The organism is Pseudomonas sp. LM13 (assembly GCF_041381355.1).
GTDB classification, from domain to species: Bacteria; Pseudomonadota; Gammaproteobacteria; order Pseudomonadales; family Pseudomonadaceae; genus Stutzerimonas; species Stutzerimonas frequens.
In genome coordinates this window covers 52,329-70,596 of the sequence record NZ_JACBXH010000009.1, presented here as the reverse complement: position 1 = coordinate 70,596, position 18,268 = coordinate 52,329, and the positions used below count along the sequence as shown (strand labels likewise).

Below are 18,268 nucleotides of genomic sequence, written 5' to 3'. Positions count from 1 at the left end.
TTGTATCGCTGCCGACCGCCCATGGTCTGCATGGTGGTGCTTTTGCTCTGGATAGTCCGATGCTGCAAACGATCAACCAAAACTGGTTCTCCAATCTCCGTGGCGATCTGCTGTCCGGTCTCGTCGTCGCCCTGGCGCTGATTCCCGAAGCCATCGCCTTCTCCATCATCGCCGGGGTCGATCCGCGGGTCGGCCTGTATGCCTCGTTCTGCATCGCCGTGGTGATCGCCTTCGTCGGTGGGCGCCCTGGGATGATCTCCGCCGCCACCGGCGCCATGGCGCTGCTGATGGTGACCCTGGTGCGCGAGCACGGCCTGCAGTACTTGCTGGCAGCGACGCTGCTCTGCGGCCTGTTGCAGATCGGCGCCGGCTACCTGCGTCTCGGTTCGCTGATGCGCTTCGTCTCGCGCTCGGTGGTCACCGGTTTCGTCAATGCGCTGGCCATCCTGATCTTCATGGCCCAGCTGCCTGAGCTGACAGGCGTCACCTGGCACGTCTACGCCATGACCGCCGCGGGTCTGGGCATCATCTACCTGTTTCCCTATGTGCCGAAGCTCGGCAAGGTCATCCCGTCGCCGCTGGTGTGCATCCTCAGCATGACTGCCGTGGCGATGTACTTTGGCCTGGATATCCGAACCGTCGGCGACATGGGCGAGCTGCCCGATACCCTGCCGGTCTTCCTCTGGCCGGAAGTGCCGCTCAACCTCGAAACCCTGGCGATCATCTTCCCGTACTCGGCAGCGCTGGCCGTGGTCGGCCTGCTGGAATCGCTGATGACCGCGACCATCGTCGACGAGCTGACCGACACCGGCAGCGACAAGAACCGGGAGTGCAAAGGGCAGGGCGTGGCCAACATCGTTTCCGGTCTGTTCGGCGGCATGGCCGGCTGCGCGATGATCGGCCAGTCGGTGATCAACGTGAAATCAGGCGGCCGCACCCGCCTGTCGACGCTCGTCGCCGGCGTGGTGCTGTTGCTGATGGTGGTGTTCCTGAGCGATTGGGTCGGCCAGATTCCCATGGCCGCGCTGGTGGCGGTGATGATCATGGTTTCGATCGGCACCTTCAGCTGGGATTCCGTGCGCAACCTCAAGCACTACCCGCTCTCGACCAACATCGTCATGGTGGTCACCGTGGTGGTGGTGGTCTTCACCCACAACCTGGCCTACGGTGTACTGGCCGGCGTACTGCTCGCGGCGATGTTCTTCGCCAACAAGGTGGGACACTACCTGAGCATCGACTCGGCGCTGGATGCCGACGGCAGCGGCCGTCGCTATCAGGTGGTCGGCCAGGTGTTCTTCAGCTCGGCCGACAAGTTCACGGCTGCCTTCGACTTCAAGGAAGCGCTGAGCCGGGTGACCATCGACCTGTCGCGGGCACATTTCTGGGACATCACCGCGGTCTCGGCACTGGACAAGGTGGTGCTCAAGTTCCGCCGCGAGGGCACCGAGGTCGAGGTGCTGGGTCTCAATGAAGCCAGCGCGACCATCGTCGACCGCTTCGGCGTGCACGACAAACCCGACGCCATCGACAAGCTGATGAGCCACTGACCAGGAGAACGACAATGACCCACGTAATGGCCTGTATCGACGGCTCCCCGCAAGCAGCCGCGGTCTGCGATTGTGCCGCCTGGGCCAGTCAACGGCTGGGCGCGCCGCTGACATTGCTGCACGTGCTGGACCGCCGGCAGTTCCCGGTGTCGGGCGACCTGAGCGGCATCATCGGCCTCGGCAGCCGTGAATTCCTTCTGCAAGAACTGGCCACCCTGGACGAGAAACGCGCCAAGCTGGCGCTGGAGGAGGGCCGCATGATGCTCGATGCGGCGCGCCAGCGGGCGCTTTCCGCGGGTGTCGCCCAGCCCGAGTGCCGTCAGCGTCACGGCGATCTGGTCGAGACCCTGCGTGATCTGCAGAACGACACTCGGCTACTGGTGATCGGCCGCCAGGGTGAAGACAGCGGCGACGACATCCAGCACATCGGCAGTCAGCTGGAGAGCGTGATCCGCACCATGCACCGGCCGATTCTGGTCACCGTCGGTCAGTTCACGCCGCCGCGCAGCCTGATGCTTGCCTTCGACGGCAGCGCCACGACACTCAAGGGGGTCGAAATGCTGGCTGCCAGCCCGCTGTTCAAGGGCCTGCCGATCCATCTGGTGATGGTCGGCAGCGAAGACGACGCGGTGCTGACGCAGCTGAACGCTGCGCGGGACGCGTTGGCCGCTGGTGGTCTCGAGGTACACACCGCCATCCGCGCCGGCGAAGTCGAGCCGACCTTGCATGCCTATCAGGCCGAGCACGGCATCGACCTGCTGGTGATGGGCGCCTACGGCCACTCGCGTATTCGCCAGTTCTTCGTTGGCAGTACCACCACCAGCATGATCCGCACGACCCGCACGCCGCTGCTGTTGCTGCGCTGATCAAGCCCCTCGTGCCGCCGAACAACGGCGCTCAGCGGTAGAGGTCGGCACGGGTCCAGGGCAGTTCGTGGCCGCCATCGGGCAACGGTTTGGTGGCGAGAATCTGATGCAGGTCGATCCAGTCGCGGCGAAAGCCATAGGAACAACCTGCCAGGTACAGTCGCCAGATCCGCAGCGCCCGCTCCGGCACCAGCGCCTGGGCCTCCGCCAGCCGCGCTTCCAGCCGTTCGCTCCACAGCTGTAGCGTGCGCGCGTAATGCAGGCGCAGGCTTTCCACATCGACGATCTCCAGCCCCGCCTCGCTGATGCAGCTGCTGATGCCCACCAGGTGCGGCAGCTCGCCGTGGGGAAACACGTAGCGATCGATGAACTCGCCGGCGCCATGGGCCACCGGGCGGCCGTCCAGGTGGCGCGAGGTGATGCCATGGTTGAGCACGAGACCGCCAGGCCGGACCGCGCCGAACAGCCGCTGGCAGTACAGCGGCAGGTTGGCATGGCCGACGTGCTCGAACATGCCGACGCTCACCACCTTGTCGAAACGGCCGTCCTGCGGCAGGTCACGGTAGTCCATCAGCTCCAGCTGCACGCGGTCTTGCAGCCCCTCGGCTGCCACCCGCTCGCGGGCCAGCGCGAGTTGCTCGCGGCTGAGGGTGATGCCGAAAACCTCGGCACCGAACTCGCGCGCGGCGAAGCGTGCCAGCCCGCCCCAGCCGCAGCCCACGTCGAGCAGGCGATCGCCCGGCTTGAGCCGCAGCTTGCGGCAGATCAGCCGCAGCTTGGCCTGCTGCGCCTGATCGATATCCTCCTCACCGGTCTCGAAGTACGCGCAGGAATAGACCATGTCGCGGTCCAGCCAGAGTCGGTAGAAGTCGTTCGACAGGTCGTAGTGATAGGAAATGGCTTCGGCATCGGTAGCCTTGTCATGCGCCTCGCGCGTGGGCGTTGCGAAGTCATCCACGGACAGTGCGCGACTGATGACGTCGCCGATGTAGATGACCTCTTCCACCGGTCCGAGCAGGTCGATATGCCCCTCGACATAGGCTGCGCCGAGCACATCCAGGCTGGGGCGCGCCAGTTGTGTGACGAGGTTGGGGTCTTTTATGACCAGCGTGACAGAGGGGGCGGGGCCGATATCCATCTCTTTGCCATCCCACAACTGCAGCTTCAGCGGCAGGCCGAGGTCTTTCAGGGCCGGTAGCAATGTCGCCAGCATGCGTAGATCTCCTATCTGTGCATTGTTCAAAAATGCTAGACCATGAGTTCCAAACTGTAGGCTATGGTCATGATAGTTTCCTGCTATAGCCGGATATGAGCGCAAATGCGCCGCTTCGCGCGCAGTGGCGAGCGCGTCCGCAAGGAGATGCTTGATGAGCGAACCGAGTCCCCGGCGCGTACTGATACTGGTCGCCAGCGGCCCCAGCACTCCGGCGCGCTGCGCCGCACCGTTTCATATCGCCACGCTGCTCGCCTGCATGGATGCCGAGGTGACGCTCTACCTAACGGGCGAGGGCGTGCAGCTGGCGCGGCGCGAAGTGGCCGAAACGTTGTGCGCGGTGGATGGCGGCGAGCCGCTGCTGCATTTCATCCGTAACGCCAAGCAGGCTGGCGCGCGCTTGCTGATGTGTCGCCAGCCCGGCGTCCAGCTCGACTCCACAGCACTGATTGCCGAGCTGGATGAAATCTCCAGCGGCGGCGAGCTGGCGCAGATGATCCTCGAATACGAACGGGTGCTGACCCTATGAATCTGCACGGCCTGGAGTTCCCCGACTCGCTGCGCTACGCCCCGGAGCACAGCCTGTGGTTGCGCGAAGAGGCCGACGGCAGCGTCACCCTTGGCCTGACCGCTTACGGTTGCGCGCTCTATGGCGAGATTTTCGCCTTCACCCCCAAGCGCGTCGGCGCCCGCATCGAGCGTGAGCGCAGCTTCGGCGTGGTCGAGTTCGCCAAGGCTGCGTCCTCGGCGCGTAGCCCGTTGGCCGGCGAGCTGCTGGCAGTGAACGAAGCGCTACTCGAGCGACCGGCGCTGATCAATCAGGACTGCTACGGCGATGGCTGGATGGTCCGCCTGAAGCCGGAGGGCTGGGCCACCGTGCGCGAGGAGTTCCCGCTGGGCAAGGCAGCCGAAGCCGCCATCGACGAACGCATGCGCCTGGACAATTTCGACCCGGCCAACGCCCATGTGCAGGCGCTGCAGTGGAAGTAACGGTGCTGCAGGCTCGGTAGGCTGGCTTCGGCCCACATCCCAACAAGATGCCGAGGTGCGATCCGATTGCGCCGCGATAGGCGCTCAGGATTTGTCCGGCGTCGAACTGTCCAGCGCCTTGTCACAGCTTTGCTTGATCGCATGGTCCAGCTGTCGAATGCAGATATCGATCGCCAGATCGCGGGTGCGCTTGTTCGCCCACTCTAGCTCGGCCAGCGTCTCGATCAGATCCTGATGGCCGTTCTCGTTGAGCAGCATGCCGTGCTGAACGATCAGCGTCCTGCCCTGAAAATTCAGCTGCACCGGATCGCGCCCCACAAGGGATGCGCCAGCAGCCAGCAGACAATCGATATGGTCCCGTAGCGCATGCAATGCACGACGCTCATCGATCCGGTCACCCAAAGCGTCTCTCCTGTCCCTGGAAAGAAAAGCCGCGATTGTGACGCGCTTCGCACGATATTGCGATAGCGTTTTGATATCGCTCGCTAGGTCAGACTGTCGCATTCCGAACCGGGGCTGGCGGGGCAGGAGTACGGCAGGAGAGGCGGGGCAGTTGGCGGAAGGCTGTGAGAGCCAGGCGTCGGACATCGATTCAGCTGAACGACGCGCGCGGTATGCATCGGCGAAGCAGGGGGGGCGGACAAAGGACACGTAGCTTTTTAGGAAAGCCCTGCAGGTGAGCGCCCATACTCCCTCTACCCGAGGAGACTGCCATGTATCGCCCCGAAGATTTTCGTCTTGATGGTCAGGTTGCGGTCGTTACCGGTGCCGGTGCGGGGATCGGCCAGGCGATCGCGCAAACGTTTGCCGCCGCAGGTGCGGCAGTGCTGGTCAGCGATTTGTCGTTAGCAGCTGCCGAAGGGGTGCGTGACGAGATCGTCGCTGCCGGTGGTCAGGCCTCCGCCTGCGCCTGCGATGTCACCGACGAGACCCAGCTTGCGCAACTGGTCGAGCACTGTGTGGCCGACTTCGGCAAGCTCACCTTGCTCGTCAGCAACGCCGGTGGCGGCGGCCCGAAGGCCTTCGACATGCCGATGGCAGATTTCCGTCGAGCCTACGAGCTGAACGTGTTCTCGCTGTTCCGCCTGGCGCAGCTGGCGGCTCCGCATATGGAGCGGGCCGGCGGCGGCGCGATGCTGGCGATCACCTCGATGGCCGGCGAGAACCGCAACCAGCACATGGCCTCCTACGGCTCCTCCAAAGCCGCGGCCAATCACCTAATCCGCAACATCGCCTTCGACCTGGGACCGCGCGGAATCCGCGTTAACGGCATCGCCCCAGGCGCAACGCTCACCCATGCGCTTAAAGGCGTGCTCACCAAGGACATCGAACGCCAAATGCTGACGCATACGCCCCTTCAGCGTTTGGGTGACCCACAGGATATGGCCAATGCGGCGCTGTTCCTCTGTTCACCTGCGGCGGCCTGGATCAGCGGCCAGATCCTCACGGTTTCGGGCGGTGGGGTGCAGGAGCTGGGCTGAATACTCCCGGAGGCGGGCCGGCCATCATCAAGCCCAACCGGGGCCTTCAGGCCGAGCATTTTCATCGCAGTCGACAACGTCAGCGCCCGCCGAGCTCGCTTTGAGAAAAGGGGGGCAGATTTATCCGGTTAGGCCTTCTGGCGTGAATTGGCGGAAGGCAGTGAGAGTCGAACTCACCCGGGAGCGGCTGCCGCCCCCAACCGGGGTTGAAGCCCGGCCGCACCACCGGGTGCGATTGCCTTCCATCACGATTGCCAGGCAACGTGCTAATTCCCCATAGGCACTGGCGCCACCGTTACGCAGGCAGGACGAAAGCTAACACGTCTGCACCGATTAGTGGCAGCATCGGCAAGCTGTGAGGCCGGTCACACACAGGCCAACCGATCACCAAGGAAGTGACTAAGCGCTGGTACGCCCGAAGGACAGGGAGAGGGAGATATGAAGGCTGAATGGAACGACGCCCCGGACTACATCAGAAGGCGCCCGCGCAAGGGAGCTGTAGCATGGCTGATACCAGGGCTGATCGGCACCGCGATCATGCTGGCCGGGCTACAGATGGTGAGTTCGTCATTCCTCAAAGGCACCGCCCAGGGCATCGCCGATAAGCGCATCCAACCCAAGCCAGCCCCCGTCGCCGAAATCACGCGAGCAGAGCCAGTGGCGACCAAGGATTGGGACAGGGTAGTAGAGGAAGTGGCCGCTAGAGGCGCAACGCCTCAGCCGCAAACGCCCCAGCCTCAAGCCGCTACGGCAGAACCACCGCCTAAGCAAACCGTATTCAACGACAAAAACTACGTTCCCCAAGGCGCAACCAATATCGTTCCAGCTACACGGGTTATCCCGGAGGCGGCCGTAATGATCCCAACTCGCCAAAAAGAAATAGTGGTTGTAGGCAAGGAGTCGCGGATCAGTGATTTTTGCCCGGGCGGCGAAGGGAGCATCCAGCGCAGAAACTGCAAGGCAAGCGTAAACTTACATGATAGAAACTAACCGATTTGCTGCGCCCAGTCTTTTCAGGTCTGTTCTTCAGCGCTGACAATAGCCCGGAAATAGTTGCCTAGCTCAGTGACTAGGTTTTGCGCCGAGCTTAGTTCAGCGCTTGGCGCATTCATACTCCTCGCGCGAACTGCACTCTGATGCGCTACCTCTCCTCGGTCCTTGCCGTAACTATTTAAACTAGCAGACAAAGTGGAGTCCACTTGGTCAATGGACTTTCCGGCAAAAACAGAAAGAGCGTTAAAAGAGTTTTGTTTTATGCCATTATTTTCAGCAATGACTTTTCTTGCACAGTTTATCAACGCCGCGACTTCGCTTTTGAAAATCACTAAGTCAAATATGTCGCTGTTTCCGATAGGCCGTTGTAATGCTGCTGCAATCGAGAATAGCTCAGGAAACGCAATGAGGGACTTTTGCTCCGCCATAGTGGACGCGATTGCAGAAAGATTCTCTTTTGCCTTCCTCTCTAAAAAATCTTCAATCTCTGCATGCATAAGTAAACGGAACGCCGCGAGGCGATCAAAGTCAGGTTGAAAGCCTATTGGGTCAGCGTTCTCGTTAGCTATCTGATCGTCTAGAAACTTTTGAGATAGCTCAGCGAGGCGATCTTTAAGATGAGCATACAACGGACACACGTTGGACATCAGTCATACGATCCTGTGCTCATTAGAATCATATGCCATGCCCACACAAGCAGCTAGCTTCGAACCCCATTGATCTACACGCAGGAACGTAGCGGTTACGGTCTTAGGTGTCTTCTCTATTGCGTCCTTAAAACTTTGAGTTAAACAAAGCTCTTTGAATTCTTCCGCAACGGAGTTCCGATTTCCTAGCGCTGCATGAGCCACCGAAGGCTGGGAGAAAAAGCGCGCAATACAATCAAATATGGCGCGGTTTATTACGCGTTCATATTTGTCGCCTAGCCATTTTTTGAAGGTATCACTGCCAAATATTTCATGGCTTGTGTGCAGGGCTAGGTCAAGTCGATCGAATATGTCAGCTATCTCGGCTTGCTTTTGATCCCATCCATCTTCGAAATACTTAGTGGCTCCGTCTAGGAATTCTTTGAAATCGCCTCGATATTGTTTTAGCCCGCGATCATAAGCGATGAATCGTAAGACAAGTTCAGAGTCACGCATGCGCTTATCGAGAGAATCACCAAATATTTGCTTAAATGGTCCGCTTGATAGTAAGTATTCATCAATGGCGCTAATCAAATTTCCGCCGATTAGAGCTTTCCTCAGTTCCTGGGGAGACAGTGGAAGACTTCCGCTGTTTAGTCTGTAGAAAGTGGCGTATAGGAAATTTTCGTCTTTCCAATTTCGGATAACACTTGAGCGAATGGTCGCGTTTTCCAAGTGCTCCCGGTCTTCTACGGGAAGTTCGCCAAAGAGCTTTCCGTTTAGATCGGACCGCATGTCCAGGCCCCTAAGCCTGTAACAACCCTCAATATATTCGCTAATGGCAACCAATCGTTGCTTGCCGTCAATGACAATGAATTTGCCTCGAGCATCTTTGTTCTCTGCCAAGACGATATTTGGCACGGGAAGGCCAACAATTATGGATTCTAATAAACGGCTTTTTCGTTCATCATCCCAAGCGACTCGACGCTGGAAACCAGGCTGCAAGTCAATATTTCCTTTCTTGATTGCAGGTTTATAGTTTCAATTGTCCAGTCGGCATTCAAGACAACAGCGTCTTTGAAAGATATTACTGAGCTAATGTCATCTTCGTCTTCCTGCTGGTTGTCAGGAATCAATGAAAACTCATCTTGCATAAGCAATCCTTAATGAAGCTGTGAACACCACTGATTTGCTGGTGCTGGAAAAGGCCGTGCCACTAGGCGTCTGAAACCCACGCGCATGTGAAAGTGTCGAAAAAGTGTCGACAATAATGGCCAGCATACCCCGATAAACGCCTGTCAGTGGCTCATAAGTCCGTTTGCCGACCAACAAATGCCAACGTAAACCAAAAGCGGAATCGAACGGTAGTGGATTTGAAGCCCGGCCGCACCACCGGGTGCGATTGCCTTCCTAATTTGGTCGAGACGCCAAAGAGGAAGCGGCGACCAGCCTACCCCAGGCCTGACTGGATCGCCAAGGCGCTGTCCTGGCGGACTTTGCGTTCGTTGCCGAAGCGGCGGGTGAGGCCGATGCGGTCGAAGTGTTCGAGCAGCTGGATGCTGCGTTTGCGGCCGAGCTGGATGCGGTCGCGGAAGGCGGCGGCGCGGATCACGCCGCTTTGCGCTTCCAGTTGCAGTACATGCCCCGCGAGTTGGCGAATGGTGAACTCGGGGTAGAACAAATCTTTCACCACCTGTTGTAGCAGGCCGAGACGGGCGAGCTTGCGTAGCAGGTTGCGCATCTGCGTTTCGTCGACGCCGAGGTCGCGGGCCAGGTCGCGGACCCAGGGTGGGTCGAAATGGCCGGCTTCGAGCAGTGGCCACAGGCGCGCTTTCAAATCTTCTTCCGCATCGCTCAGGCGCACCCGGTGATCGGGGCGGTGCAGCCAGGGACCGCTGGTTTCGATGCGGCCGGCGGCCAGTGCCTGTTCCAGCAAGGCGATGAACACCGGCCGCTCCAGCTGCGGCAGGGCGTAGCGACGCAGGCGGTCGCGGTCGGGGCCGAGTTCGTCGGGTTGTTCTTCGTGAAAACGCTGGAGTGAGTCGAGCAGCGCGATTTCGAGTTCGCGCCAGCGGGCCTGGTCGAACAGCCGTGGGCCCAGCCGTGTGCTGATCTCCAATACGCCGTGGGGGAGCTGCCAGCCTTCGCGCGGGCGGTTGAACTGACGTTCCAGGCTTTGCGGGTCGATGCCATTGGTGGCGCTGGCGAGCAGTGGCGGCAATGCCTGCTCCAGGCTCGGCTGGTCGAGGGCGCGAAGTTGCTCCAGCCGCGCGGCGCGGCGGCGATTGCGCGGTGGCGCATACGGGTCGAGCACACGGCCACCGCCAAGGGTGCGCTGGGCGGACTGGTCGCGCAGGACGATGCGGTCGCCATGTACCGCGTGGCTCGGTGCGTTGAGCAGTAGCTGGGCGAATGCGTGTTCGCCCGGCGCCAGGCTCGTGCCTTCGAGCAGGGCGACGCGGGCGGTGACGTCCTGGGCGCCGAGGTGCACGTGCACGGGCGTCCAGTGCTTGAGTTCGTGGGCTTCGCCGGGCAGCAGCTGGAAGTCGACGTCGATGCGTTGGGTTGGTGCGTGCAGCAGTGGGTGCAGCAGCCAGTCGCCGCGATGGATCTGCTCCACTGCCAGCCGCTCGCCGGCGAGATTCAGGGCCACGCGCTGGCCGGCATGGGCTTCGTCCGCTTCGCGGTTCTGCGCGTGCAGGCCGCGGACGCGCACGCGTTTGCCGGCGGGGCCGAGAAGCAGTTCGTCGCCGACTCGCACGCGCCCGGCAAAGGCGGTGCCGGTGACCACCACGCCAGCGCCGGTGACGCTGAAGGCGCGGTCGATGGCCAGGCGGAAGTGGCCGCTGTCGCTGCGGGCGGCGGTGCGCGCGGCTTCGTCGATCAGCGCCGCGCGCAGGGCGTCGATGCCATCGCCGCGGATGCTGGAAACCGGAAAGATCGGCGCTCCGGCCAGTGCTCCGGCGGCCAGCAGGTTTTCGATCTGTTGCTCGACTTCGGTGATGCGCGCCGGCTCGACGCGATCGATCTTGGTCAGCGCCACCAGTGCCCGGCGGATGCCGAGCAACTCGACGATGGCCAGGTGTTCACGGGTCTGCGGCATCACGCCGTCGTCAGCGGCCACCACCAGCAGCACGCAGTCGATGCCGCTGGCGCCGGCCAGCATGTTGTGCACGAAGCGCTCGTGGCCCGGCACGTCGATAAAGCCGGTGAGGCTGCCTTTGCCGAGGTCGGCGTAGAGGTAGCCGAGGTCGATGGTGATGCCACGCTCGCGCTCCTCGCGGCGGCGGTCGCCTTGTTGCCCGGTGAGGGCGTGGAGCAGTGCGGTCTTGCCATGGTCGATATGGCCGGCGGTCCCGACGATCAACGGGCCAGCTCCTCTTGCAGATGTGGCAGCAGTTCGAGGAAGGCCGGTTCGTCGTCCAGTTGGCGCAGGTCGAGCCAGAGGGCGTCGTCGTCGATGCGCCCGAGGACCGGAATCGGCAGGCAGCGCAGCGCTTCTTCAAGCTGGCGCAGGCTGCGGCCGCGCAGGCGCTTGGGCTGCTGCGGACGGATGCACAGGGCGGCGCTGGGCAGACGGGCCACCGGCTGCGCGCCGCTGCCGATCATGCCCAGGGCATCGGTTACTGCGATTTGCCAGCTCTCGCCGAGCACGGCGGCCAGCGCCGGGGCGATGCGTTCGGCCTGGGTGCGGATCTCCGCCTTCGGGCGGCTGAGCAGGCGCAGGCTGGTGAGGCGTTCGGCCAGGCGGTCGGGGTCGCGATAGAGGTTGAGCACCGCTTCCAGCGCCGCAAGGGTCAGCTTGTCGACGCGCAGGGCGCGCTTGAGCGGGTTCTTCTTGATCTTCTGGATCAGCGCCTTGCTGCCGACGATCAGCCCGGCCTGCGGGCCGCCGAGCAGCTTGTCGCCGCTGAAGGTGACGATGTCGGCGCCGTCGCGCAGCGCTTCCTGCACCGTCGGCTCTTTGGGCAGGCCCCAGCGCGAGAGGTCGAGCAGGCTGCCGCTGCCCAGATCTTCCAGCAACGGCAGATCGTGGGCATGGGCGATGCGCGCCAGCTCGGCGGTGGCGACGCTGGCAGTGAAACCCTGCACGCTGTAGTTGCTGGTATGCACGCGCATCAACAGCCCTGAGCGAGGGTTGATCGCCGCCTCGTAATCATTGGCGTGGGTGCGGTTGGTGGTACCGACTTCATGCAGCTTCACGCCGGCGCGGGCCATGATGTCCGGGATGCGGAAGGCGCCGCCGATCTCGATCAGCTCGCCACGGGAAATGATGCCTTCCTTGCGTGCGCCGAGGCTGTTCAAGGCCAGTAGCACGGCGGCGGCGTTGTTGTTCACCACGGTGACCGCCTCGGCGCCGGTCAGCTCGCGGATCAGCCCTTCGATGAGGTCGTCGCGGTCGCCGCGCTTGCCGGTGGCGAGATCGAATTCCAGGTTGAGTGGATAGCGCGCCGCAAGGGTGATCGCCTCGATGGCCTCATCCGGCAACAGGGCGCGACCGAGGTTGGTGTGCAGCACCGTGCCGGTGAGGTTGAACACTCGCCGCACGCGGCTCTTGTGCTGGCTGGCCAGGCGTTCGCCAGCGCGCCCGGCGAGCACCGCTTCGGACAGTTCCAGCGCGGCCAGCTGGCCACGGCGAGCCGGTTCGCGCAGTTCGTCGAGCAGGTCGCGCAGCGTCGCCAGCAGCGCCTGACGGCCATAGCGCTGCTGCAGTGGCTGGCAGGCCGGATCGCGCAGCAGCTTGTCCACCGAGGGCAGATGGCTGCTGCTCATGCCTCGCTCCCCGGTGCCAGCAGCAGGTTGGGTGCCTGGCGGATGTAGCCCTGATCGGCCAGCAGCAGGTCGAGGTCCAGCGTCGCCAGGTCGGCGGACAGGCTTTCGCCGTCAGGCGTCAGCTCCAGATAGAGCTGCTTGAGGTAGCCGTTGCATTCGGGGCAGGCCTCGGCCTTGATGCCGTTGGGCGAGCCTTCGAAGTGCAGGTAGTCGAGCTTCTTGGTGCTGCGGCAGTGGCTGCATTTCAGGCGCACGTAGTGCCATTCGCAGGCGCACAGGGAGCAGACCAGGTAGCGCAGGCCGTTGAGCTGCCCGCGGTGGCGAATCACCCCGGCCATGGGCGGTGCGCCGCAGCAGGGGCAGAGGGTCTGGTCTTCGCGTTCGCGCAGGTCGGAGAGGTCGAGCTGGAGCAGCCAGTGGGTCCAGGCCAGTTGCAGCGCGGCGCCGAGAAAGGGTACCAGCGCCGGCGGCAGGCTGTCGTACTGGCCACTGACCAGCGCCACGGCCCAGGCCTTGCGCTGGCCGCTGTCGGCGCGGCGCAGCTGATCGATGGCCGCGATGACCGACAGGTTGTCCGGCACCGCGAAGGCATCCAGCCAGGCATCGAGCAGCGGCAGCCACGCCCCTTCGCGCACCAGGGTGTCGGCGGCCAGTGGCGGCATGGCGTGCTTGAAGCATTCGCGGGTGCGCGCAGGGTCGAGCGGTGCGCTGGCAGGTGGGTTGTCCAGCACCTGCTGCTGGGCCTGGCATACGCCGGCGAGCAGGCGCAGGTAGTCGGCCAGCGGATGATCTTCGGCGAGCTTGGTCAGACGCTCGCTGCGCAGGGCGAACAGATCGCGTGGCGGCAGGTTGGTGAAGGGTGGTTTGCTGGCAGCGGCTTCGATCTGCCCGGGTTCGAGAATGGTGCCTGACACGCAGGACTCCTTTTCTTGTGATATGCCGAACAGCATAGTCCGTCAGCGGTTATCGCTCGGCTTTCGATGGCATGCACGGACGAAGATTCCCGCGGTTGCGGGAGCCTTCGTCGCGCTGTGGCGAGGTTTACTTGCGCTGGCTGATCTCCCGGTACCAGGCCGGATGGTGCTTGCGCGCCCAGGCCCGGCTGACGGTGCCGTAGAGCATCGCGCCCATGGAGCCCTTGATCCAGATGGCGGCGTAGATGTGCACGATGATGCTGACGATCAGCACGAAGGCGGCGGCCGCATGCAGCAGGCTGGCCCAGCGCAGCGAGACGATGCCGAAGAAGCTGCTGAAGTATTCGCGCCAGATGACGATGCCGCTGAGCAGCAGGACCAGCATGCTGAGGATCAACACCCAGAACAGCACCTTCTGCCCTGCGTTGTAACGGCCGACTTCCGGCAGCTTTTCCTCGCGGTTGTGCACCACGTCGTTGATCTGCCTGAGCCACTGACGGTCCCGTGCCTCGATGCGGTTGTGCCCGGCGAAACGGATCGCCAGCCAGAGGAAGAAGACGAACATCGCGACCCCGATGAAGGGGTGCAGGATGCGCGTCCAGGTGCCGCCGCCGAACAGCCCGGAGAGGCCGAACAGCGCCGGATGGAACAGTGCCAGGCCGGACAGCGCGGCGAGCACGAAGAGAATCGCGACGATCCAGTGGTTGGTCCGTTGCGAGGGGTTGTAGCGTTCGATCTCGTTGTTGTTCATCGTTGACTCCTTGAGCGAGCGGACACCGAAGGCAGCCCCGCGAACGGGGCCACGCCGTCAGGGTCGCGGCTCCTTGGGATCGACCACATGCACCGAAGGATCGACCTGATGCACTACGGGCTCGCTGAGCTCGGCCTTGTCGTCTTCTTCCTCGACGCGGATCGGGCCGACCCGCGTGTAGTGGAAGAAGCCGGCCAGCACCGCCGCGCCCATGCCCAGCAGCGCGAGGGGCTTGGTCACGCCCTTCCACAGTCCAACCAGCGGGCTGATGGTGGGCTCGTCCGGCAGGTTGTTGTACAACGAGGGCTGATCGGCATGGTGCAGCACGTACATCACGTGCGTACCGCCGACACCATCGGGGTCGTACAGGCCGGCCTGGTCGAAACCGCGCTCCTTGAGGTCGGCGATGCGCCCGGCGGCGTGATCCTTCATGTCCTCCTTGCTGCCGAAGACGATGGCGCCGGTGGGGCAGGTTTTTACGCAGGCGGGCTCCAGCCCGACCGACACGCGGTCGGAACAGAGCGTGCACTTGTAGGCCTTCTTGTCCTTCTCGGAGATGCGCGGGATATCGAACGGGCAGCCGGTGATGCAGTAGCCGCAGCCGATGCAGTGGTCCTGGTTGAAGTCGACGATGCCGTTGGCGTACTTCACGATCGCCCCCGGTGCCGGGCAGGCCTTGAGGCAGCCCGGGTCGGCGCAGTGCATGCAGCCGTCCTTGCGGATCAGCCATTCGAGGTTGCCGCTGCCAGGGTTCTCGTACTCGGCAAACTTCATCACCGTCCAGGATTCGGCGGTGAGGTCGATCGGGTTGTCGTAGGTCCCGTGGCTGGTGCCGACTTCGTCGCGCAGCTCGTTCCATTCCGAACAGGCGACCTGGCAGGCCTTGCAGCCGATGCACTTGGAGGTGTCGATCAGTTTCGCCACTTCGCCGACCTCGCGGATCGACGGCCGCTCGGTGGTCGTGGCGGAGCGGGCAAACACGTCTTGAGTAGCCATCATGCCTTCTCCACGTTGACCAGGAACGACTTGAACTCCGGCGTCTGGGTGTTGGCGTCACCGACGAACGGCGTCAGCGTGTTGGTCAGGTAACCGTTGCGCGCCACGCCAGCGAAGCCCCAGTGCAGCGGGATGCCGATCTGGTGCACGGTCTTGCCATCCACCGTCAGCGGCTTGATGCGCTTGGTCACCACCGCCACCGCCTTGATATAGCCGCGGTTGGACGACACCTTGACCCGCTCGCCGGCGGCGATGCCGAGCTCCTTGGCCAGCACCTCGCCGATCTCGACGAACTGCTCGGGCTGGGTGATCGCGTTGAGCCGGCAGTGCTTGGTCCAGAAGTGGAAGTGCTCGGTGAGCCGGTAGGTGGTCGCCGCATAGGGGAATTCCTCCGCCGTGCCGAACAACTCCATGTCGTTCTTGAACACCCGCGCGGCGGGATTACTGGTCGCCTGGCGGTTCTCCGGATGCAGCGGGTTGCGCCCGATCGGCGTCTCGAACGGCTCGTAGTGCTCGGGGAATGGTCCCTCGTTCATCTTGTCCACGGCGAACAGCCGGGCCACCCCCTCGGGGTTCATGATGAAGGGGTTCATGCCGGCTTCGGGCGGCGAGTCGACCTTGAAGTCCGGCACGTCGGTGCCGCCCCATTTGCTGCCATCCCACCAGACCAGGCGCTTCTTCTGCGGGTCCCACGGGTTGCCCGCAGGATCGGCCGAGGCACGGTTGTAGAGAATTCGCCGGTTGGCCGGCCAGGACCAGGCCCAACCAAGGGTCTGGCCCATGCCGTAGGGATCGGCGTTGTCACGCCGGGCCATCTGGTTGCCGGCCTGGGTCCAGGCGCCGCTGAAGATCCAGCAGCCACACGACGTGCTGCCATCGGCGCGCAGCAGACCGAAGCCGGGCAACTGTTCGCCGGCCTTGGCCAGCAGCGCGCCGCTCTGCGGATCGAGCACATCGCCCAGCGCCTTGCCGTTGTACTCCTGCGCAATTTCTTCAGCGGAGGGCTCCTCGGGCTGGCGGTAGGACCAGTCGATGTTCAGCAGTGGCTCGGCGTAGGCGCCGCCTTCCTTGCGATACAGCTCACGCAGCCGGTGGAACAGTCCGCCCATGATCACCACGTCGGTCTTCGCCTGGCCTGGCGGCTCGGCGGCCTTCCAGTGCCACTGCAGCCAGCGCCCGCTGTTCACCAGCGAGCCATCCTCCTCGGCGAAGCAGGTGGTCGGCAGGCGGAACACCGTGGTCTGGATGCTGGCGGTGTCGACGTCGTTGTATTCGCCGGCGTTGCGCCAGAACTCCGAGGTCTCGGTGGCCAGCGGGTCCATGACCACCAGGTACTTGAGCTTGGCCAGCGCCGCGCTGACCTTGGCCTTGTTGGGGAACGAGGCGATGGGGTTGAAGCCCTGGCAGAAATAGCCGTTGACCTGCCCCTGGTACATCATGTCGAACACCTTGAGCACGTCGTAGCCAGGAATATCCAGCTTCGGCAGCCAGTCGTAGCCCCAGTTGTTCTCCGCCGTGGCGCTCTTGCCATACCAGGCTTTCATCAGGCTGACGTGGAACTTCTCGTAGTGCTGCCAGTAGGACAGCTGTCCCGGGCGCAGCGGCTTGGCGGTGCGTTTGGCGATGTACGCGGTGTAGTCCTGCTCGGCCTCCAGCGGCAGGGTCAGATAGCCAGGCAACAGGTTGGACAGCAGGCCCAGGTCGGTCAGGCCCTGGATGTTGGAATGCCCACGCAGGGCGTTCATGCCGCCACCAGGCATGCCGATGTTGCCGAGCAGCAGTTGCACCATGGCGCCCGTACGGATCATCTGCGAGCCGACCGAGTGCTGGGTCCAGCCCAGGGCGTACATGATCGTCATGGCCTTGCCCGGTGCGGATGTCTCGGCGATGGTTTCCCAGACCTGGAGCATCCTGTCCTGCGGTGTACCACAGATGTTGCTGACCACCTCCGGGGTGTAGCGGCTGTAGTGCTGCTTGAGCAGGTTGTAGACACAGCGCGGGTGAGTGAGGCTCTTGTCGACGCGGGCGAAGCCGTCCTCATCCAGCTCGTAGCTCCAGGTGGATTTGTCCGGGTAGCTGCGCTTCTCGGCGTCATAGCCGTTGAACAGGCCGTCCTCGAAGCCGAAGCCTTCCTTCACGATGAACGCGACATCGGTGTAGTTGACCACGTACTCGTGCTGGATCTTGTCGTTCTCCAGCAGGTAGTTGATCAGCCCGCCGAGGAAGGCGATGTCGGTACCGGTACGGATCGGCGCATACAGGTCTGCGACCGAGGCCGAACGGGTGAAGCGTGGATCGACCACCACCAGCCGCGCCTTGTTGCGCGCCTTGGCCTCGGTGACCCATTTGAAGCCGCACGGGTGCGCTTCGGCGGCGTTACCGCCCATGATCAGGACCAGATCGGCGTTCTGGATATCGCTCCAGTGATTGGTCATGGCTCCACGGCCAAACGTCGGGGCAAGACTTGCCACCGTCGGGCCGTGTCAGACACGTGCCTGGTTATCGAATCCCAGCATGCCGAGCGAGCGCACCACCTTGTGGGTGATGTAGCCGGCCTCGTTGGATGATGCCGAGGCGGCGAGGAAACCGGTAGTCAGCCAGCGGTTGACCGTCTGGCCCTTGTCGTTGCGCTCGATGAAGTTGGCGTCGCGGTCGTCCTTCATCAGTCGGGCGATACGGTCGAGGGCTTCGCTCCACTCGATGCGCTTCCACTCGTTGCTGCCGGCTTCGCGGACTTCCGGATGGGTCAGGCGGTTGGGGCTGTGAACGAAGTCCAGCAGGCCGGCGCCCTTCGGGCAGAGCGTGCCGCGGTTGACCGGGTGATCGGAGTCGCCTTCGATGTGGATGATGTTCTGTGCGACGTTCTTGCCGCCGCTGCCCTGGCTGTAGAGGATCAGCCCGCAGCCGACGGAGCAGTAGGGGCAGGTGTTGCGGGTTTCACGGGTGTTGGTCAGTTTGAAATGCCGAATCGACTCGGCATACGCCGTCGGCGGGGCCATGCCCAATGCCGCCATGCTCGACGCCCCAAGGCCCACACCGCAGACCTTGAAGAACTGTCGACGGTTCATGTCCATCGGAGGTTCTCCTTCTTATCAGGCTGAAACGCCGATGCTTTGCC

General features: G+C 63.0%; 17 protein-coding genes and 1 tRNA gene. 6 read left to right on the top strand and 12 right to left on the bottom strand.

Features of this window, described 5'->3' with window-relative positions:
- Positions 1 to 59: 59 nt before the first annotated feature.
- Together HZR81_RS08885 and HZR81_RS08880 are read left to right on the top strand one after the other, a co-directional pair.
- A complete protein-coding gene (locus HZR81_RS08885) occupies positions 60 to 1,547 on the top strand; it encodes a SulP family inorganic anion transporter (protein ID WP_500127875.1) in 1,488 nt (495 codons plus the stop codon).
- A 14-nt stretch (positions 1,548 to 1,561) separates the two neighbouring features.
- Positions 1,562 to 2,413, top strand: coding sequence for a universal stress protein (locus HZR81_RS08880; RefSeq protein ID WP_270054446.1), 852 nt, complete (start codon positions 1,562 to 1,564; stop codon positions 2,411 to 2,413).
- Between the two features lie 31 nt (positions 2,414 to 2,444).
- On the opposite strand, the gene cfaB is transcribed toward HZR81_RS08880, so the two are convergent.
- Positions 2,445 to 3,626, bottom strand: coding sequence for a C17 cyclopropane fatty acid synthase CfaB (cfaB, locus tag HZR81_RS08875; protein ID WP_011911402.1), 1,182 nt, complete (start codon positions 3,624 to 3,626; stop codon positions 2,445 to 2,447).
- Positions 3,627 to 3,780: 154 nt separating this feature from the next.
- Between cfaB and HZR81_RS08870 the strand changes: the two genes are divergently transcribed.
- Together HZR81_RS08870 and HZR81_RS08865 are read left to right on the top strand one after the other, a co-directional pair.
- A complete protein-coding gene (locus tag HZR81_RS08870; protein WP_500127874.1) occupies positions 3,781 to 4,155 on the top strand; it encodes a DsrE family protein in 375 nt (124 codons plus the stop codon).
- On the top strand, positions 4,152 to 4,616 hold the full coding sequence (locus tag HZR81_RS08865; RefSeq protein WP_063540998.1) for a glycine cleavage system protein H: 465 nt from the start codon (positions 4,152 to 4,154) through the stop codon (positions 4,614 to 4,616). The genes HZR81_RS08870 and HZR81_RS08865 overlap by 4 nt, the downstream gene beginning before the upstream one ends.
- 84 nt (positions 4,617 to 4,700) lie before the next feature.
- Here HZR81_RS08865 and HZR81_RS08860 read toward each other — a convergent pair whose 3' ends face one another.
- Positions 4,701 to 5,018 (bottom strand): hypothetical protein, encoded by a 318-nt coding sequence (locus tag HZR81_RS08860; protein ID WP_063540999.1) that lies wholly within the window; start codon positions 5,016 to 5,018, stop codon positions 4,701 to 4,703.
- A gap of 311 nt (positions 5,019 to 5,329) precedes the next feature.
- Between HZR81_RS08860 and hdhA the strand changes: the two genes are divergently transcribed.
- Positions 5,330 to 6,097, top strand: a complete 768-nt coding sequence (gene hdhA / locus HZR81_RS08855) for a 7-alpha-hydroxysteroid dehydrogenase (protein WP_063541000.1) — start codon at positions 5,330 to 5,332, stop codon at positions 6,095 to 6,097.
- A 148-nt stretch (positions 6,098 to 6,245) separates the two neighbouring features.
- Here the strand turns inward: hdhA and HZR81_RS08850 are convergent.
- Positions 6,246 to 6,341 (bottom strand) — tRNA-Sec (locus HZR81_RS08850).
- A 194-nt stretch (positions 6,342 to 6,535) separates the two neighbouring features.
- Between HZR81_RS08850 and HZR81_RS08845 the strand changes: the two genes are divergently transcribed.
- Complete coding sequence (locus HZR81_RS08845; RefSeq protein WP_063541001.1) at positions 6,536 to 7,087, top strand: hypothetical protein; 552 nt, start codon at positions 6,536 to 6,538, stop codon at positions 7,085 to 7,087.
- Positions 7,088 to 7,110: 23 nt separating this feature from the next.
- Here the strand turns inward: HZR81_RS08845 and HZR81_RS08840 are convergent, their stop codons facing one another.
- The 9 genes from HZR81_RS08840 to fdnG form a co-directional block, all read right to left on the bottom strand.
- Positions 7,111 to 7,737, bottom strand: a complete 627-nt coding sequence (locus HZR81_RS08840) for a hypothetical protein (RefSeq protein ID WP_063541002.1) — start codon at positions 7,735 to 7,737, stop codon at positions 7,111 to 7,113.
- A 3-nt stretch (positions 7,738 to 7,740) separates the two neighbouring features.
- Positions 7,741 to 8,721 carry a GmrSD restriction endonuclease domain-containing protein gene (locus HZR81_RS08835; RefSeq protein WP_500127873.1) on the bottom strand — a complete coding sequence of 327 codons (981 nt, stop codon included), beginning with the start codon at positions 8,719 to 8,721 and terminating at the stop codon, positions 7,741 to 7,743.
- Positions 8,661 to 8,870 (bottom strand): hypothetical protein, encoded by a 210-nt coding sequence (locus HZR81_RS08830; protein ID WP_063541243.1) that lies wholly within the window; start codon positions 8,868 to 8,870, stop codon positions 8,661 to 8,663. The genes HZR81_RS08835 and HZR81_RS08830 overlap by 61 nt, the downstream gene beginning before the upstream one ends.
- 296 nt (positions 8,871 to 9,166) lie before the next feature.
- The gene (gene selB / locus HZR81_RS08825; RefSeq protein WP_500127872.1) at positions 9,167 to 11,083 is read right to left on the bottom strand and encodes a selenocysteine-specific translation elongation factor; all 1,917 of its coding nucleotides are present in this window, start codon (positions 11,081 to 11,083) and stop codon (positions 9,167 to 9,169) included.
- Entirely contained in the window at positions 11,080 to 12,489 is a 1,410-nt protein-coding gene (gene selA, locus HZR81_RS08820; RefSeq protein ID WP_500127871.1) for an L-seryl-tRNA(Sec) selenium transferase, read from the bottom strand. The genes selB and selA overlap by 4 nt, the downstream gene beginning before the upstream one ends.
- Positions 12,486 to 13,403, bottom strand: coding sequence for a formate dehydrogenase accessory protein FdhE (gene fdhE, locus HZR81_RS08815; RefSeq protein WP_500127870.1), 918 nt, complete (start codon positions 13,401 to 13,403; stop codon positions 12,486 to 12,488). The genes selA and fdhE overlap by 4 nt, the downstream gene beginning before the upstream one ends.
- Positions 13,404 to 13,530: 127 nt before the next feature.
- Entirely contained in the window at positions 13,531 to 14,154 is a 624-nt protein-coding gene (locus HZR81_RS08810; protein WP_102839300.1) for a formate dehydrogenase subunit gamma, read from the bottom strand.
- Positions 14,155 to 14,211: 57 nt separating this feature from the next.
- Entirely contained in the window at positions 14,212 to 15,150 is a 939-nt protein-coding gene (fdxH, locus tag HZR81_RS08805) for a formate dehydrogenase subunit beta (RefSeq protein ID WP_500127900.1), read from the bottom strand.
- Positions 15,150 to 18,224, bottom strand: coding sequence for a formate dehydrogenase-N subunit alpha (fdnG, locus tag HZR81_RS08800; protein WP_500127869.1), 3,075 nt, complete (start codon positions 18,222 to 18,224; stop codon positions 15,150 to 15,152). Before fdnG ends, fdxH begins: the two co-directional genes overlap by 1 nt.
- Positions 18,225 to 18,268 lie beyond the last annotated feature (44 nt).

What these genes read in the sequence shown, in the direction of transcription:
- cfaB (WP_011911402.1), bottom strand. Translation starts at nt 3,626, where the DNA reads ATGCTGGCGACATTGCTACCGGCCCTGAAAGACCTCGGCCTGCCGCTG.
- HZR81_RS08885 (WP_500127875.1), top strand. Translation starts at nt 60, where the DNA reads ATGCTGCAAACGATCAACCAAAACTGGTTCTCCAATCTCCGTGGCGAT.
- HZR81_RS08870 (WP_500127874.1), top strand. Translation starts at nt 3,781, where the DNA reads ATGAGCGAACCGAGTCCCCGGCGCGTACTGATACTGGTCGCCAGCGGC.
- HZR81_RS08840 (WP_063541002.1), bottom strand. Translation starts at nt 7,737, where the DNA reads ATGTCCAACGTGTGTCCGTTGTATGCTCATCTTAAAGATCGCCTCGCT.
- fdxH (WP_500127900.1), bottom strand. Translation starts at nt 15,150, where the DNA reads ATGGCTACTCAAGACGTGTTTGCCCGCTCCGCCACGACCACCGAGCGG.
- selA (WP_500127871.1), bottom strand. Translation starts at nt 12,489, where the DNA reads ATGAGCAGCAGCCATCTGCCCTCGGTGGACAAGCTGCTGCGCGATCCG.
- hdhA (WP_063541000.1), top strand. Translation starts at nt 5,330, where the DNA reads ATGTATCGCCCCGAAGATTTTCGTCTTGATGGTCAGGTTGCGGTCGTT.
- HZR81_RS08880 (WP_270054446.1), top strand. Translation starts at nt 1,562, where the DNA reads ATGACCCACGTAATGGCCTGTATCGACGGCTCCCCGCAAGCAGCCGCG.
- HZR81_RS08865 (WP_063540998.1), top strand. Translation starts at nt 4,152, where the DNA reads ATGAATCTGCACGGCCTGGAGTTCCCCGACTCGCTGCGCTACGCCCCG.
- HZR81_RS08830 (WP_063541243.1), bottom strand. Translation starts at nt 8,870, where the DNA reads ATGCAAGATGAGTTTTCATTGATTCCTGACAACCAGCAGGAAGACGAA.
- HZR81_RS08810 (WP_102839300.1), bottom strand. Translation starts at nt 14,154, where the DNA reads ATGAACAACAACGAGATCGAACGCTACAACCCCTCGCAACGGACCAAC.
- HZR81_RS08845 (WP_063541001.1), top strand. Translation starts at nt 6,536, where the DNA reads ATGAAGGCTGAATGGAACGACGCCCCGGACTACATCAGAAGGCGCCCG.